A 14489-nucleotide genomic window follows, 5' to 3' on the forward strand; every position below is an offset into this window, starting at 1 on the left:
GGATCAGGAGATCCGCACGTTCCCGCGCTGACCTTCAAACGCGCGACGCGCGCTGTGGCCCTCTACCAGAGCCTTCAGTCGAAGGGTCCACTGATTAAGCGTCACGGGTGACTCTGTCCCGGTGAGCGCCCGGAGCGAAAGCTGTGCGCCTCCTGCCTGTTCAGTGGCAAAAAACGAATGACTGTCGACCGGACGGCCCCAGTATTGGCCCAGCACCGCACTCAGCCCCATACGGAAAGCCGCAGGCTCTAGCCCCAGCTTCAGCAGTTCATCCGCTTCTGCCGCTTGATAGTAAGTCTGGCCCAAAGCATGCAGAACGCTGTCTTCGTCCATCATCGGGAACAGGCCGCGCCCAATGATACCGATCAAGACTTCGCCCACCAGCGCACCGGCAGCTTGGGAGATGTTTGTGAAATTATTGCTTTTGCGAATAACGACGAGCGAGCCATAAGGCACGTCAGCGTCAAGTTCTTCGGCCAGAATATCGCCAAGGCAAATGCCCGGGATCGGCTCGATGCAATCTGGCATTGCAACCGGATGACCGGCCCAATCCTGCATCTCGAAAACCGAAGCTTGAACCGGGATCAGCGCCCGGATCAGCATATTGAAATGACGGCCATCGGCCGATGAATCCATGTGGCAGGCACCCTTCCAGATGCCACCGATAAGTGAGTTTACCTGCATTTCCGCCTCGTTCAGGACATTCTGTCCATGGTTTATCCAGGCTATTTTTAATAGTTTTTTAGGTGCCTGGTGCTCGTTTATTGCATTAGGTCTAGATCGCAAGACCTTGACCGTCAACAATTTTACTTGGCAGGAATTTGTTTTTGGGGATCAGCGGCAGGGATGTCGCACTTTTTGCCGCACCTTTGATCGGCAAAATTGCGCCGATAGCGCCTTGTAAACAAGGCTTACTCGGCTTGATAGACCAGACGAATCGAGATGCGACGATTTTCTGCGGCCAAAGGGTCGATCGTGTTGATCGGCTGGGTGTCTGCCACACCAGAGACGCGCATGAACCGGGCACCGTTGATGCCCGCAGCCATCAACGTGCGGCGTGTCGCATTGGCGCGATCCGCCGACAATTCCCAATTGGTGTAGCCGTTGTTCGCGCCAAAAGTGGCAGCATCAGTATGGCCAATAATCTCGACCGGCTGGTTTTGCTCTGCAATCACATCGCCAATGGCCAAAAGCAGTTCACGGGTTTTGGGGGTCACTTCGGCACTGCCCCGGGTAAAGAGCGAGCGTTCGTCTTGATCAAGAACCTGCACCGTCAACGCGCCGTTGGATTTCTCCAACCGGACATTGCGCGCCAGATCACTCAGCTCGCCATCCGAAGTGATCCGCTCAGCGATATCCTCGGCCATCCGGTCAATTTCAGACTTACGACGCTCTGCCTCTTCAACGGCGGCAACTGTGGCCGGATCAGCGGCTGCAGCAGGCTCAGGGGCGTCGGCATATTCGACAACCACCTCTGACGGTTTGTCGCGCAGACGGCTGTCGAAGACCATCATCGGATTGTCGCGGCCAAAAGTCGGCTTTTTTACGTTGCCGGTATTGTCGACCGCGCCGGTCATCACGCCTGCGGCCATCAGCGGGCGCAGATCAGCCGCCGCATCCGAGGACGACCCGCCATCGGAAATAGTTGGGGTAAAATAGTTCGCCAGGCCGCGCAGCTTTTCCTCATCCGAGGCCGCGAGGATCCACAGCAGCAGGAAAAACGCCATCATCGCGGTCATAAAGTCCGCGTAGGCCACCTTCCACCCGCCGCCGTGGTGGGCGTGGCCGCCCTCCGCGTCGTAGCGCTTGATGATGATCAATTCGTTCTTTTTGTCAGCCATTACAGGGCCTCTCGACTACGCGAGATCGGGCCGATGGCCAGATCAGGAAAGCTCTGCGTTGTTGTCCGACTTGTCGCGGCTGTATTTGCCGAGACCGGCGCGCTTGGCGTATTCCGCTTTGCGCTTGGAATAACTTGGGGCGACCAACGGTGCGTCCGCAGCCAGATTGAACATCACGCGATATTCCGCTTCGGTCAGGCCGTGCTCGGCACCCAAATGACGCTTAAGCATCTTGAACCCTTTGCCGCAGCACAGGCAAAAGATCGTGTCGTCGGTCATCGGCTGCTCGCCGGGGGCTGCAGACATCCCCGACGCTTTGGGCGCGATGGGGGTCACGGTTGCGGGGATATTGGCCAGCGCGGTGACGGCGCTTTCAGCCGGGGACGCGCGCAAACGCTCAACCAAGGTTAAGATATCGTCGATTGTTACATCGCTGCGGCTCGCGAACCCAGAAACGATGGTCGCAATCGCGGTATCGCTCAGGTTCTGCTTGGGGGTGACATTAGGCATGAAGCAACTTCCTTGTTAAGTTAATCTTGCCTTCTGCAAGGTTCGCGAAATCCCGAGAGAGGGTCTCGCAAGTGGCGCAGCAAAGATAAATTATTCTTCGCATTTTATTCTTATCACGATTCGAGTTATATTTGGAACCCGCACAAGCATTGACAAGCACTTTTCCGCCACATTGTGGAAAATATGTCATGGCTGCATTTGCGCGACTGTTTTAAAGATGGCGCTTTTTGGCGCTGGCTCTGAAGCCACGTCGTTGCCGGTTGTCTGCGCGATGATCGTGCTAAACAGCCCTGTCACACCCAGCCCGGCAACCGCGATCAAGGGTATATGCAGCGACTTCCACAGGCTTTTGCGCGGCGCGGGCAACTGCGGCATAAGCGTCGCGGGATCCAGCAGTTCAGGCTCTGGCAGGTCGGGCACATCAATCGGCGCACCAAACTCGACAAAGATGCCCCTCGGCATGACCGAGACCTTCACCTTGCGCCGCTCACAGCTGTCGCTAAAGCCCGCTGGAAAAAGCTCGGCGGGAATGTCGATTACCATGTTATCCTTGGGCCGCCATTCCGCTGCGAGCGTGTCGCGCGGGATATAGACCGATGCAAAATCATCACGGAATGCGATGTCACGGACCAAGGTCGGCACCATCGGCAAGGGTTTATCGGGGGTGGCCGCGATTCGCATCCGCCCTCCGGCAAGCCACATCTCAAGGCTGATGTAGAAACACTCTCCCGGCTGTACGTCAGCGGAAGGCATATAGCCCTCCGGTGGGCCGGACCGTGTTTTGCGACGCTTGCGCGACCCGACTGGGAAAATCTTGTTGGTGCTGACCCGCTGGAATTGATCCAGTTCTGGGCGCTGGCGCATCAGCTCATCGAAATCCAGCCCTTCTTCGCGCGCGAAGTTGTAGTTGATGAGGTAGTCCGCCGCCGTTTCCTCAAGGGCTTTGCTTTCCTGAATCGCTTTCAGCAGCGCGTTTTCTTCGGAAAACAGCAACCTGCGGCAGGGATGGCCCTCGACCTCAGGGCTCACGGCAAAGCTGCCGACCGGGCGATCAAGTATCTCAGAAACCCTGTCGAAAACCGCATGTTCCTCGTCATTATGGAAGACCACGAACTCACAAAGCCCGGCAGCATCCATGCAAAGCAGCAGCCGCATCTCGCTGGGCCAGCCCTGCACGAGCACCGAAAGCTCGGAAGGATCGACGAAATAGGCGAAGGCATCGGGCTCTTGCAGAGCGTCGACATCATCCTTCAACTCTTCTTTGACCGAAAAACCACTATTCATCATAGAAACCCAAGTTCTTTCCTAGATAATACTTGTATAGAGGCATTCACTCAAGGATAAAGTAAGAATAGTTTATTTTTGGAGGCGTGTGCAGCAATGACACTCTTGCTTGGTCTTGTAATGGTCTTCGGTCTGGTCTTTGGCGGCTTTATGCTGTCGGGCGGCAATATGGACATCGTCCTACATGCCCTGCCCTATGAGGGCATGATGATCGGCGGCGCGTCTCTGGGTGCCTTTGTCATCGCCAATTCATTCTCGGTGGTGAAATCATCGCTGGGCGGGGTTGTGCGGGTCATCAAAGGGCCGCGCTGGAAAGCGGCGGATTACAACGATCTGCTGGCTCTCATGTTTGAACTGGCGCGTCTTTATAAGACCAAAGGCATCGTCGCGATGGACGAGCATATCGAAAACCCTGAGGCCAGCCCGATCTTTCAACGCTACCCCAAGCTGATGAAGGATCACTTCGTCACCGATCTTATCGCCGACAGCTTTCGGATGATGTCGATGCAGTTCGACGACCGCTTCCAGATGGAAGACGTGATGAACCGCAAGATTAAAAAGCACCACCATGAATCGCTGGTTTCGGCCAGTGCGATCCAAAGCATGGCCGACGGCCTGCCCGCGATCGGCATTGTTGCGGCGGTTCTGGGCGTTATCAAAACAATGTCCTCCATCGACAAACCGCCAGAGATCCTTGGTGCGATGATCGGCGGCGCGTTGGTCGGCACGTTCCTTGGCGTTTTCCTTGCCTACTGCATGGTGCAGCCCATCGCGGGCCGGCTTGAGCAGATCGAGGAAGAAGACAGCGCCATGTATACGGTGATCCGCGATGTCATCGTGGCCATCGTCGCGGGCCATCCGCCCAGCATCTGCATCGAGCTGGGCCGCGGTAACATCCCCACCACGAAGCAGCCGAACTTCTCCGCCGTTGAAGCCTCGCAGCGCGAACTGCCTGCGGTATGATCGTCCGCCTGCCGCTGATAGCTCTTGTGGCGCTGTTGGCAGGGCCGGGCCTCGCCGCGAGCAAAGCCAAAGAAGAGGGCGAGGAAAAGGTCGACAAGGCTGCCGAAACAGAAGCGAAGCTTCCCAATTCTATGCGCCGCCACGGGGTAATCGGTCATGTTCCCCCGATGGAAGGGCTGCCGCTGCTTGATCCTCAAGTACTGGAACGGATGCGCGAACGGCTGATCGTTCTGTCGCAGGGCGCCCGACAGTGAAGCCCCGACGCGGCGATGGTTTGGCCGTGCTTTCACGCCTAAAACGCTTTGAGATGGAGAACGTGGCCCTGGAAATGGTTGAGGTGAACCGCGCCCTCAGCCTGATCGAGAACGAGCGCCATACCTTGATGGAACAGCTGAACGATCGAGGTGACCCCGATGCCGTGGAGGCGACGCGCGTCGTCTCCGCCTTTATCCGCAACGTGTCGGAGACGATTCACCGCAAAGATGCCGAAGCCGAACGCCTGCGCGCGGACAGTGCCGGCATCCATGACAAGCTGAATGGTCTCTTTGCTGAGGCCAAGCGCATCGACCTGATCCGCACCCGCCGCGCCGAGACACGCAGACAAGCGCTCGAAAAGGCCGAAACAGCCGCCCAAGCGGAAGGATTTCTATCCATCTGGCTGGAAGATCAGAAGTAAAATAGCCCTTTAGAAGCCTAGGGGAAAATTAATTCAAATTTCCCTTTATTGGCGAATATAGGTCCAGAAAAGGCCGTATTTCTCTTACATCAAAGTCGCATTGTATCTGTCGTCGTTCTGCCGGCGCCGAAACAAATTGTTTAGACTATACAGGAAATACTGCATGACTGATGCCCCCACCCACACCACAACTATCATTCACGCGAAGCCGCAAAAAAGCGTCGTCGCGGCGTTCTTTTTGACGCTGCTTTTTGGCCCCCTCGGGCTTCTCTATGCCACCGTCGCCGGTGGTATTGTTTTGATTATCTTGGCCATCCTCATCGGCGTCGTCACCTTTGGCCTCGGCGCGTTGATCACTTGGCCGGTGTCTATCATTTGGGGCGTGGTCGCCGCGATGATGTCCAAACGGACCCCGTCCATCCCCGCCTAACTCTGCGCCGGGGTCGTATTTCTGACCCCGGTTTTATGTGAAAGGAATTTGTATGAAGCGACGAGGTTTTTTCGCTGCTGCGGTTGGCGCGGCGTCACTTAGCGTCCGTCCATTGTATGCACAATCGGCCGACGTCACCCTTACGGATGTTCGAAACCTGTTTCAAAGCCGCGACCTAGGCGCGCGGCGGATGGTACAGGACAGTCTTCGGCATGAAGGCTATTATAGTGGCGCGATTGACGGCGCATGGGGGCCGGGAACCAATGCGGCCTTCCGCGCGTTGATGGCCTCTGCGCGCTATCAGCGACACGCCTCCACTTGGACATTCGCGTATGAGGTTCAGGTCATTGAAACGATGTTCTTCCTAACCAGCGACGCATATATGTAACCCAATACCGGGGCCCCTTATGGGCCCCGGCCCTACGCCACGTCTTGGACCGCTAGGTCGGCCATGCGCAAAGCAGCCTCTCGGTTTGCGGCCACGGCGATAAAGCGCGCGTTGTGACAGAATTTCGCACCCTGCACGCCGCTTGCAGCCTCAAGATCGGCATCCGTCAACCCGGCCCACGCCTCAGGCAGATCCGCGCGCGCCTCGAAACTGTCCCCGCTTTTGCGGATCGTAGTCAGCGCCCAATCCTCCCCGCGCGGATGCACGACAAACAGCAGATGATCCGCCCCGGCCTTTTCCACCGCCGAACGGAACGGCATGCCGCGGGGCAGTTCCAGCACACGCCCGCTGCCCGCAGCTTCGATCGCCTGCATGACCATCGCCTCGGCCCGCCGCTTGGCAGCTTTGCCCTTGATCGCCGCCTCAACAAAGGCGCGCGCAACGGGAAGGGCCGCCATAAAGGCGCGGTCATCGGCATCCTCGCCACGCTCATCGAAGACGGGTTTCAGCGTCTCTAGCAGCACCGGCAGGGTCATCCCCGCCAAGGGGCCCGCGACCGACGGCTCCAACGCGCCGTTGTCGATCAGATCAACGGGCAGGACAAAGCCCTGATCAAAACTGCGGTGGATATCTTCTACATCCGCTTCAGGCACATCAAAGCTGCGCAGATAATCCCGGCCATAGTGCTGCCAGATCAGCCCGAAAGAACTGAAAGGCTGGCCGTCTTCGCGCAGGGGGTTGGGGCGCTGGTGATGATCAAAGATCAACGCATCTGCATCATACTCCCGGCCCACATCATAGATGATCCGCCCCGCGCCGGGTGTGATCCAATCCGCATCACGGCTGCGCAGCAATGTCGCATCAGGATAAAGCCGGGTCAGAATGACGGAAGACAAAAGCTCATCCGCGTGAAAGCCACCCGAATGGGTGACGAGATGGGTAATGGTCATGGGCTGGCTCCGCTCGGGCTGGGGATATCGGGATCGGGATGGTTGTTTGAGCCCCAATACGTCGGGGCGCGGGCGAAGTGCAAGCAGACCGCCCCAAGGCCGCTGCAATGCGCGCGACCGAAGATGATGGCTATACCGGCCCGCTTGGGGATCAACCGGGCGCGCGCGTTGAGCCGTCTATGAAAGATGTCGCGTGCGCCGAAGCGCGCACTGCAAGGGTGCTAAGAATGCTGTGCGCGCGCCCACATGCCCAACTGAACTGCGCGGCGCAAGCGTCACCCGACTGCAAAAGACATCAACCGCGTCAGGATGGGCCGGGCGCGCCCCAAACCTCTGGCAGGGCCGTGTCGCCGCCCTCCCCAGCCGCCAGCAACTTGCGGCCTATGTCCAAAACGCCGTCGCGGATGTCATTGGCGATGGCCGCGCTTAGCGCATCGCCATCGCGCGCGGTGAGTGCAGCCAACACCTCTTTATGTCGATCGATCTGATAGTATTCCGCGACCTCGGTAATCACCTGCCGTTGAAAGGGCCCAAGTTGCAGCCAGATGCTTTCGATCATCGGCAAAGACGACTGCGCTGGATTGACCGTATAGAGCATCCGGTGAAAGGCTTGGTTCATCAACGTAAGTTGGTCCGAGTCCCGCTCGGCCACATATCGGTCCATGATGCCGTCGATCTCTGTCAATTTTGCGATCACGATATCCGAGATATAGGGCAAGGCGCGCAGGGCGGCGTGGGTCTCTACGGCAATGCGCAGGGCGACAAGTTCTTCGAAACGGTTCAGCGTCATCAGCGGCACCGTCAAACGGCGGTTGTCTTTGATCTGGATCGCGTGTTCTGAGCTCAGCCGCCGCACCGCTTCGCGCACAGGTGTCGGGCTGTGATTGAGCCGCTCCGCGATGCCCCGCATGGTGAGCGAGGTGCCCGGCGTGATGGCCCCCAACATGATCGCATTGCGCAGCCGCTCATAGACAACCTCCTGCGTCGTCGCGCCCGAAATCTCAGGGATCTCGGGAATATTGAGCGCGTCATTGTCCTTGCCGATCATCTCGCCGCCTTTGATCTTTCGGGGCCAACCATAAGCTGATGGGCGATTGACAGACAAGCGAATAGTGGTATGACGTTTTCTATAATGGTATCACATTGTTGTTTTAGATATCGAAAGGAACCCCATGTCTGAGAGCAAAGCAGAAGCCTGGCTGGCGCAACACCCAGAGATTGAATCGATCTTTGCTTGCGTCTGTGACCTTAACGGCACCATGCGCGGCAAACGGGTGCCTGCCGATCAAGTCTCCAAAGTCGTAGAGGGCGGGCTGCGTATGCCCCTGTCCATCGTCGGCATGGATATCTGGGGCGAAGATGTCGAGAACAGTGAGCTGGTTTTTGAAACCGGCGATTCCGACGGTCTGTGTGATTTCACAGGCCGTCCACTAATGCCCATCACATGGACCTCGCGCCCGACCGCGCTGGCGATGCTGTGGATGCGTCAGGAAAACGGCGCTCCCTTCCCCGGCGATCCGCGCCGGGCGCTGGCCGAAGTGGCCGCAAAGTTCAAAGCGCGCGGGCTGACCCCGGTGGTCGCCACGGAGCTGGAGTTCTATCTCGTTGACCCGACCGAGGATCACCCGCAGGCGCCCTGCTCTCCGGTCACCGGTAAGCGGCTGGATTCCGATGGCGCGCTGTCGCTGGATGAATTGCAGCACTTCGATGAGTTTCTGAACGAAGTCTATGACGCTTGCGAATTGCAGGGCATCCCCGCTGATGCCGCGATTTCGGAAAACGGCGCGGGCCAGTTTGAGATCAACATGCGCCATGTCGATGACCCCCTGCGTGCGGCAGATGACGCGGTGCTGTTCAAACGGCTGGTGCGCGGCATCGCGCGCAAACATGGGTTTGCCGCGACCTTCATGGCCAAACCCTATGGCGATCTGGCGGGCAGCGGCTTTCACGTGCACTTCTCGCTCGTGGATGAAAACGGCGTTAACGTCTTTGACAATGGCGGGGATGAAGGCACGCCCCTGATGCTCAACGCCGTGGCCGGTCTGCTGGCAACGATGCAGCAAAACACGCTGACCTTCGCGCCACATGAGAACTCCTACCGCCGCCTGCTGCCGGGTGCCCATGCGCCGACTAATGTCGCTTGGGGCTATGAGAACCGCACTGCAGCGATCCGCATTCCCGGCGGCGACGGCAAGGCACGGCGCATCGAGCACCGCGTCGCCGGGGCCGATGCCAACCCCTATCTGGTGCTGACCAGCATTCTGGGCGGCGCGCTTTTGGGGATCGAACAAGACATGCAGCCCGTCGCCCCCATCACCGGTGACGCCTATACGATGAAGCTCGACAACCTACCGCTCGACTGGGCCACGGCCATCGACGCCTTCCGCAAAGGACCGGATGTGCCCGGCATCTTCTCCGCCCGTTTGCAAACCATGATGGTTGAATGCAAGACCCAAGAGCTGCGCAAATTCGCGCGGCAAGTGACCCATTTCGAATACGACACCTATCTGGAGATCGTCTGATGTCTCGCCAAAGCCACCCCTACGCCGGTGACGGCAGCCATACGACAAGCTACTACGCGGCCTCCGCCAATCCCTCGCCCGAGCGCCCCGAATTGCAGGGCGATCACGAGATCGACGTTTGCATTGTTGGCGCGGGCTACAGCGGGCTGTCGACGGGCCTGCATCTTGCCGAAAAAGGCTACAAGGTCGCCATCATCGAAGGGGCGCGCGTGGGCTGGGGGGCTTCGGGGCGCAATGGCGGTCAGATCGTCAACGGGCTGAACGCCAGCCTGCAAACGATCAAGCGCCGCTATGGTCAAGACACGGCGACCTTCGTCGCTGGCATCGTGCAAGAAGGTGGCGAGATCATCCGCGAGCGGATCCGCACCTATGACATCAAATGCGACCTTAAAGAAAAGAACATCTTCACCGGCCTCACCGCCGCACATATGCGCGAGTTGGAAGAGCGTCAGAAGCTCTGGCAGGGGTATGGCATCGACAACCAAGAGATGCTGGACAAAGATCAACTCCGCGCCCACGTCAATTCTGACCTCTATGAAGGCGGGCTGATCGACCATTCAGGCGGTCACATGCACCCGCTGAACCTCGCACTTGGCGAGGCTGCGGCATTTGAGAAGAACGGCGGCACGATCTACGAGATGTCCCCGGTCACGGATGTAGATCACACTGCCGCACGCCCCGTTGTCAGAACGGCCAAGGGCACGATGACCTGCAAAACGCTGGTGCTTTGCGGCAACGCCTATCTTGGCCATGTGGTGCCCACGCTGACCCCGCGCGTCATGCCCGTCTCGACCCAAGTCATGGCGACAGAGCCGCTTAGCGAGGCGCAGGCGCACGCGCTGTTGCCCACGGATGCCTGTGTCGAAGACATCCGCTATATCCTCGATTACTACCGCCTGTCGGGTGACAAACGCATGCTCTTTGGCGGCGGTACCGTCTACGGCGGTGCCGATCCGAGCGACATCAAAGCCAAGCTGAAGCGCAATATGGACAAAGTCTTCCCTCAGCTTAAAGACGTGAAGATCGACTATGCGTGGAGCGGCAATTTTGCCCTGTCGTTCAGCCGTGTGCCGCAGATGGGCCGGATCGGCGACAGCACCTATTTCGCCCATGGCTACAGCGGCCATGGCGTGACCGGCTCGCATACTTTCGGGCGTATCCTTTCCGAGGCCATCGACGGCGACCTCACCCGCTTTGACGTCTTCGCCACTGTGCCGTGGTTCCCCTTCCCCGGTGGGCGCATGCTTCGAGTGCCCTATTCGGTGATGGGCTCTTGGTGGTACGGGCTGCGCGACCGCTTGGGGGTCTGAAACCTTTTGACAGGGCTGGGGGTTTCTTCACAGTGACCGGGTGCGCCCGCACTTCGTGACTGAAAGGATCCCCCATGCCCGACCAAAAGCCCGGCCTAAAGCCCGTCTCTACGATCGTTTTTGACGTGAATGAGACCCTGCTCGACATCACCACGCTTGAGCCTTTGTTCCAGCGTGTTTTCGGCGATCCGTCGGTGATGCGCGAATGGTTTGCCGAGCTGATCCTCTATTCTCAAACGATGACCCTGTCGGGCCGCTATACGCCTTTTGGCGCTTTGGCAGGCGGTGTGTTGCAGATGGTCGGGGCGAACAAAGACGTTCCGATTACGGATGATGATGTGGCCGAGCTGAAGTCCCTCATCGGCTCAATGCCCGCCCACGCGGATGTCGCACCGGCCCTGCGCAAACTGCGAGACGCGGGATTTCAACTGGTGACGCTGACCAACTCCCCACCCTCCCCCGCGCCATCACCGCTGGAAAAAGCCGGCCTCGCCGATTTCTTTGAACGCAGCTTTAGCATTGATGATGTAGAGAAATTCAAACCCCACCCCGCGACCTATCAGATGGTGGCCGAGACGTTGGACCTACAAACCGATGACCTATGCATGGTTGCCTGCCATCTGTGGGATACCATCGGGGCGCAGGCAGCGGGGTGCCAAGGGGCCTTTCTGACCCGCCCCAACAACAATCTGCTTGAGGCCGAGGGCGTGCCGCAGCCGCATTTCCGATCAGACGATCTGGTCGACCTGTCCGAGCAGATCATCGCCGGGAACGGCAGCTAGACTTCAGCCGCCCATGCGCCGGGCCAACCGCTTTTCGAGCTGCACCATCGCGTCATAGATCAGTACCGCAAAAAGCCCGACCGCCAGCCCCCCTTGCACCACAAAGGCGGTGTTATTGGTCAGCAGCCCGGCGATGATCACCTCGCCCAAGGTTCGCGCGGCCACGGTCGAGCCGATGGTCGCTGTGCCCAGGGCGATGACCACCGACAGCCGAATGCCCGTCAGCGTGATCGGCAGGGCTAATGGCAACTCCACCCGCCATAGCCGCTGCCAACGGCTCAGCCCAATGCCCCGCGCGGCCTCCATCGTGGCGGGGGGCAGATTGGTCAGCCCCGTCACCGCATTCTCGAATATCGGCAGCAAGCCATAAAGGAACAGCGCCACCAGCGTCGGCCCAGCGCCAAAGCCCAAAGCGGGCACGGCCAGCGCCAGCACGGCGACGGGGGGAAAGGTCTGGCCCATGTTGGTGATGGTGCGCGACAGCGGGCGAAAGGCCGCACCCGCCGGGCGGGTCACAAGGATCGCCAGCGTCACGGCCACCACGGTCGCCGCAGCCGAGGCCAATGCTACCAGCGCCAGATGGCTGAGTGACAAAGAGAGTAGCGACGCGCGTTCATAGATCACCGGGCCACCCGTCGGCGCCAAGGGAGCCAGAAGCGGCGTGAACCATTCAGGCCGAAGGACCAAGGCCAGTAGGATCACGACCAGCAAGGGCCGAAGGATCAGCCCGATCCTCATGCGTGCTGCCCTGCCCGCGCACGGATCGCATCAAGGGTGACGCGGCCCAGCGGGGTGCCATCTTCCTCCACCGGCACCGATGTGCGTCCGGTCCAGAGACAAGCCGAAAGCGCATCGCGCAGGCTGGCACCTGCGGGCAGTGGATCGCCCTCCGCCGTGCCGTCCTCTACCAACTCCCGTACCGAGATCAGCGATAACAGCCGCAAGGGCCGCTCTACATCGCCCACCATATTCGCCACAAACTCGGTCGCGGGTTTAGCGATAATTTCCGCCGGTGTGGCGTGCTGCACCAACTTGCCGCCGTCCATCACCGCCACGCGGTCGCCCAGCCGGATCGCCTCTTCCATGTCATGGGTAACCAACATGATGGTCGAACCCAGCCGCTGCTGGATACGCCGCAGGTCTTCCTGCGCGCGGGTGCGGATGATCGGATCAAGCGCGCCGAAGGGTTCGTCCATCAACAGCAGATCGGGCCGTGAGGCCAAGGCCCGCGCCACGCCAACCCGCTGCTGCTGCCCGCCCGAAAGCTCTGCCGGATAGCGGTCGCGGAACTGCGCAGGGTCCATGGAGAAAAGCTCAAGCAGTTCATCCACCCGCGCGTTGATCTTGTCGCGCGGCCACCCCAGCAGTTGCGGCACCGCGCCGATGTTACGCCCCACCGTGTGATGCGGGAAAAGCCCATGCCCTTGAATGGCATAGCCAATGCGCCGCCGCAGGATATGCGGCTTGACCGATAGCGTAGACTCGCCGTTGATCCGCACCTCGCCCGAAGTCGGCTCTTCCAGCCGGTTGATCATTCGCAGCAGTGTCGTCTTGCCTGAGCCGGAGGTGCCGACGATCACCGTGATCGTCCCCGTCTCTACAGTCATTGAAACGGAATCCACAGCGCGGATACCCGCGTAGGTCTTGGTGATGCGGTCAATCTCGATCATGCGCTGTCCTTTGGGGTCTTGCGGGTCAGCTCGACCAATATGTCCATCACGATTGCTGCTGAAAGCGCCAGCACCACGGTCGGCAGTGCGCCCAACAAGATCAGGTCAGTCGCGGTTTGGTTCAGCCCCTGAAAGACGAACGTCCCGAAACCGCCGCCGCCGATCAGCCCGGCGATCACGGCCAGACCGATGTTCTGCACCAAAACGATGCGCAGTCCGGTCAGGATGATCGGCAGGCCCAGCGGCAGTTCCACCCGCCACAAGCGTTGCAGTGGCGTCATCCCCATGCCCCGCGCGGCCTCAAGTGCGGCGGGCGGGGCGGAGGCGAGGCCCGCGACCGTGTTGCCGACCACGGGCAGCAGCGAATAGAGCACCAGCGCCAAAAACGCCGGGGCAAAGCCGATGCCGGCAATGCCAAGCGCCCGCGCGCCCGGCAGGTTGGCCCCCACCCAGCCAAGGATCGGGATCATCATACCGAACATCGCGAGCGACGGAATGGTTTGCAGAAAGCTCAGCACTGGCAGCGTGGCGCCGCGCAGGCTGGCGAGGCGGTGGCAAAGTACGCCCAGCGGAAAGCCGATCACCGCCGCAGCCGCGAGCGAGCCGAAGGCCAAGCCGAGATGGCGGATGAACTCCCGCCCGAAGGCATCCGCGCGGCTGGCGTATTCCTGCATGACCGACAGGTCCGACAGCGCCCCCGACCACAGTATCACCCCCAACACCGCAAGCACCGCCGCCAGCACGCCGCCACGCATCAGCGGCCCTGGTGCCATCGCGGCCAGCGCATCGGCTATGAGCAGCATGAAGACAATGAGCAGGCACCAAAACCCAACGGAGGGCGACACACGCGCGTATTCACCAGCCTCAACCAGCAGACCAGACGCGCCTTGGGTGAGCAGCCAAAGCAGCCCGCCCAAACCCAAAATCGCACCGCCAATACGCAGCCCGTTTCGGCCCGCAGGCAGACCCATGACAAGCCCTGCACCAATCGCGGCAAGGCCGGGCAGCACCACCGGCAAGCTGGCCACGCGCCATGCCATCACCCCCTCGCCCGCAACGATGCGGTTGGCGGCCAGCGTCATGAAAGGGGTTAACAGCGCCGCCGCGCCCAGCACGGCGAACAAAAGCCCCGGCGCAGAAAAGCTTGCGCCGGGGCCGGTCAA

At 60.0% G+C, this 14489-nt stretch carries 17 protein-coding genes; 8 read left to right on the forward strand and 9 right to left on the reverse strand.

Going from position 1 to position 14489, the window contains the following annotated elements:
- Nucleotides 1-3: 3 nt before the first annotated feature.
- The 4 genes from DSM14862_RS12670 to DSM14862_RS12685 all read right to left on the reverse strand — a co-directional run bounded on the left by DSM14862_RS12670 (nucleotide 4) and on the right by DSM14862_RS12685 (nucleotide 3638).
- Nucleotides 4-684: a hypothetical protein gene (locus DSM14862_RS12670; protein WP_243254261.1), complete on the reverse strand. Its 681-nt coding sequence runs from the start codon at nucleotides 682-684 to the stop codon at nucleotides 4-6.
- 227 nt (nucleotides 685-911) lie between these two features.
- Entirely contained in the window at nucleotides 912-1841 is a 930-nt protein-coding gene (locus tag DSM14862_RS12675) for a flagellar motor protein MotB (protein ID WP_007117653.1), read from the reverse strand.
- Nucleotides 1842-1883: 42 nt separating this feature from the next.
- Nucleotides 1884-2351, reverse strand: coding sequence for a MucR family transcriptional regulator (locus DSM14862_RS12680; RefSeq protein ID WP_007117654.1), 468 nt, complete (start codon nucleotides 2349-2351; stop codon nucleotides 1884-1886).
- A gap of 186 nt (nucleotides 2352-2537) precedes the next feature.
- Nucleotides 2538-3638: a hypothetical protein gene (locus DSM14862_RS12685; RefSeq protein WP_007117655.1), complete on the reverse strand. Its 1101-nt coding sequence runs from the start codon at nucleotides 3636-3638 to the stop codon at nucleotides 2538-2540.
- A gap of 93 nt (nucleotides 3639-3731) precedes the next feature.
- Between DSM14862_RS12685 and motA the strand changes: the two genes are divergently transcribed.
- From motA to DSM14862_RS12710, 5 genes are all read left to right on the forward strand, one after another.
- Nucleotides 3732-4598, forward strand: a complete 867-nt coding sequence (gene motA / locus DSM14862_RS12690) for a flagellar motor stator protein MotA (RefSeq protein WP_007117656.1) — start codon at nucleotides 3732-3734, stop codon at nucleotides 4596-4598.
- Entirely contained in the window at nucleotides 4595-4852 is a 258-nt protein-coding gene (locus tag DSM14862_RS12695; RefSeq protein ID WP_007117657.1) for a hypothetical protein, read from the forward strand. The genes motA and DSM14862_RS12695 overlap by 4 nt, the downstream gene beginning before the upstream one ends.
- Nucleotides 4849-5274, forward strand: a complete 426-nt coding sequence (locus DSM14862_RS12700) for a hypothetical protein (RefSeq protein WP_007117658.1) — start codon at nucleotides 4849-4851, stop codon at nucleotides 5272-5274. The genes DSM14862_RS12695 and DSM14862_RS12700 overlap by 4 nt, the downstream gene beginning before the upstream one ends.
- A 163-nt stretch (nucleotides 5275-5437) precedes the next feature.
- Nucleotides 5438-5704, forward strand: a complete 267-nt coding sequence (locus DSM14862_RS12705; protein WP_007117659.1) for a hypothetical protein — start codon at nucleotides 5438-5440, stop codon at nucleotides 5702-5704.
- 52 nt (nucleotides 5705-5756) lie between these two features.
- Nucleotides 5757-6092, forward strand: coding sequence for a peptidoglycan-binding domain-containing protein (locus tag DSM14862_RS12710; RefSeq protein WP_007117660.1), 336 nt, complete (start codon nucleotides 5757-5759; stop codon nucleotides 6090-6092).
- Nucleotides 6093-6124: 32 nt separating this feature from the next.
- Here DSM14862_RS12710 and DSM14862_RS12715 read toward each other — a convergent pair whose 3' ends face one another.
- Together DSM14862_RS12715 and DSM14862_RS12720 are read right to left on the reverse strand one after the other, a co-directional pair.
- Nucleotides 6125-7042 carry an MYG1 family protein gene (locus tag DSM14862_RS12715; protein WP_007117661.1) on the reverse strand — a complete coding sequence of 306 codons (918 nt, stop codon included), beginning with the start codon at nucleotides 7040-7042 and terminating at the stop codon, nucleotides 6125-6127.
- Between the two features lie 304 nt (nucleotides 7043-7346).
- Complete coding sequence (locus tag DSM14862_RS12720) at nucleotides 7347-8090, reverse strand: GntR family transcriptional regulator (RefSeq protein ID WP_007117662.1); 744 nt, start codon at nucleotides 8088-8090, stop codon at nucleotides 7347-7349.
- A gap of 124 nt (nucleotides 8091-8214) precedes the next feature.
- Between DSM14862_RS12720 and DSM14862_RS12725 the strand changes: the two genes are divergently transcribed.
- From DSM14862_RS12725 to DSM14862_RS12735, 3 genes are all read left to right on the forward strand, one after another.
- A complete protein-coding gene (locus tag DSM14862_RS12725; protein WP_007117663.1) occupies nucleotides 8215-9564 on the forward strand; it encodes a glutamine synthetase family protein in 1350 nt (449 codons plus the stop codon).
- Nucleotides 9564-10874: an NAD(P)/FAD-dependent oxidoreductase gene (locus DSM14862_RS12730; RefSeq protein ID WP_007117664.1), complete on the forward strand. Its 1311-nt coding sequence runs from the start codon at nucleotides 9564-9566 to the stop codon at nucleotides 10872-10874. Before DSM14862_RS12725 ends, DSM14862_RS12730 begins: the two co-directional genes overlap by 1 nt.
- A 74-nt stretch (nucleotides 10875-10948) precedes the next feature.
- Nucleotides 10949-11656, forward strand: coding sequence for a haloacid dehalogenase type II (locus DSM14862_RS12735; RefSeq protein WP_007117665.1), 708 nt, complete (start codon nucleotides 10949-10951; stop codon nucleotides 11654-11656).
- Between the two features lie 3 nt (nucleotides 11657-11659).
- On the opposite strand, the gene DSM14862_RS12740 is transcribed toward DSM14862_RS12735, so the two are convergent.
- The 3 genes from DSM14862_RS12740 to DSM14862_RS12750 are packed head-to-tail and all read right to left on the reverse strand — an operon-like array spanning nucleotide 11660 to nucleotide 14489.
- A complete protein-coding gene (locus DSM14862_RS12740) occupies nucleotides 11660-12394 on the reverse strand; it encodes an ABC transporter permease (protein WP_007117666.1) in 735 nt (244 codons plus the stop codon).
- Nucleotides 12391-13326, reverse strand: a complete 936-nt coding sequence (locus DSM14862_RS12745; protein ID WP_007117667.1) for an ABC transporter ATP-binding protein — start codon at nucleotides 13324-13326, stop codon at nucleotides 12391-12393. The genes DSM14862_RS12740 and DSM14862_RS12745 overlap by 4 nt, the downstream gene beginning before the upstream one ends.
- Nucleotides 13323-14489 (reverse strand): ABC transporter permease, encoded by a 1167-nt coding sequence (locus DSM14862_RS12750; RefSeq protein WP_243254262.1) that lies wholly within the window; start codon nucleotides 14487-14489, stop codon nucleotides 13323-13325. Before DSM14862_RS12750 ends, DSM14862_RS12745 begins: the two co-directional genes overlap by 4 nt.

The sequence above is a fragment of the Sulfitobacter indolifex genome (genome assembly GCF_022788655.1).
In the GTDB taxonomy this organism is placed as follows: Bacteria; Pseudomonadota; Alphaproteobacteria; order Rhodobacterales; family Rhodobacteraceae; genus Sulfitobacter; species Sulfitobacter indolifex.

Bases quoted from the DNA above. Each gene is read 5' to 3' on its own strand.
- DSM14862_RS12735 (WP_007117665.1), top strand. From the start codon at position 10,949: ATGCCCGACCAAAAGCCCGGCCTAAAGCCCGTCTCTACGATCGTTTTT.
- DSM14862_RS12710 (WP_007117660.1), top strand. From the start codon at position 5,757: ATGAAGCGACGAGGTTTTTTCGCTGCTGCGGTTGGCGCGGCGTCACTT.
- DSM14862_RS12730 (WP_007117664.1), top strand. From the start codon at position 9,564: ATGTCTCGCCAAAGCCACCCCTACGCCGGTGACGGCAGCCATACGACA.
- DSM14862_RS12670 (WP_243254261.1), bottom strand. From the start codon at position 684: ATGCAGGTAAACTCACTTATCGGTGGCATCTGGAAGGGTGCCTGCCAC.
- DSM14862_RS12685 (WP_007117655.1), bottom strand. From the start codon at position 3,638: ATGATGAATAGTGGTTTTTCGGTCAAAGAAGAGTTGAAGGATGATGTC.
- DSM14862_RS12740 (WP_007117666.1), bottom strand. From the start codon at position 12,394: ATGAGGATCGGGCTGATCCTTCGGCCCTTGCTGGTCGTGATCCTACTG.
- DSM14862_RS12680 (WP_007117654.1), bottom strand. From the start codon at position 2,351: ATGCCTAATGTCACCCCCAAGCAGAACCTGAGCGATACCGCGATTGCG.
- DSM14862_RS12725 (WP_007117663.1), top strand. From the start codon at position 8,215: ATGTCTGAGAGCAAAGCAGAAGCCTGGCTGGCGCAACACCCAGAGATT.
- motA (WP_007117656.1), top strand. From the start codon at position 3,732: ATGACACTCTTGCTTGGTCTTGTAATGGTCTTCGGTCTGGTCTTTGGC.
- DSM14862_RS12675 (WP_007117653.1), bottom strand. From the start codon at position 1,841: ATGGCTGACAAAAAGAACGAATTGATCATCATCAAGCGCTACGACGCG.
- DSM14862_RS12715 (WP_007117661.1), bottom strand. From the start codon at position 7,042: ATGACCATTACCCATCTCGTCACCCATTCGGGTGGCTTTCACGCGGAT.
- DSM14862_RS12695 (WP_007117657.1), top strand. From the start codon at position 4,595: ATGATCGTCCGCCTGCCGCTGATAGCTCTTGTGGCGCTGTTGGCAGGG.
- DSM14862_RS12720 (WP_007117662.1), bottom strand. From the start codon at position 8,090: ATGATCGGCAAGGACAATGACGCGCTCAATATTCCCGAGATCCCTGAG.
- DSM14862_RS12705 (WP_007117659.1), top strand. From the start codon at position 5,438: ATGACTGATGCCCCCACCCACACCACAACTATCATTCACGCGAAGCCG.
- DSM14862_RS12745 (WP_007117667.1), bottom strand. From the start codon at position 13,326: ATGATCGAGATTGACCGCATCACCAAGACCTACGCGGGTATCCGCGCT.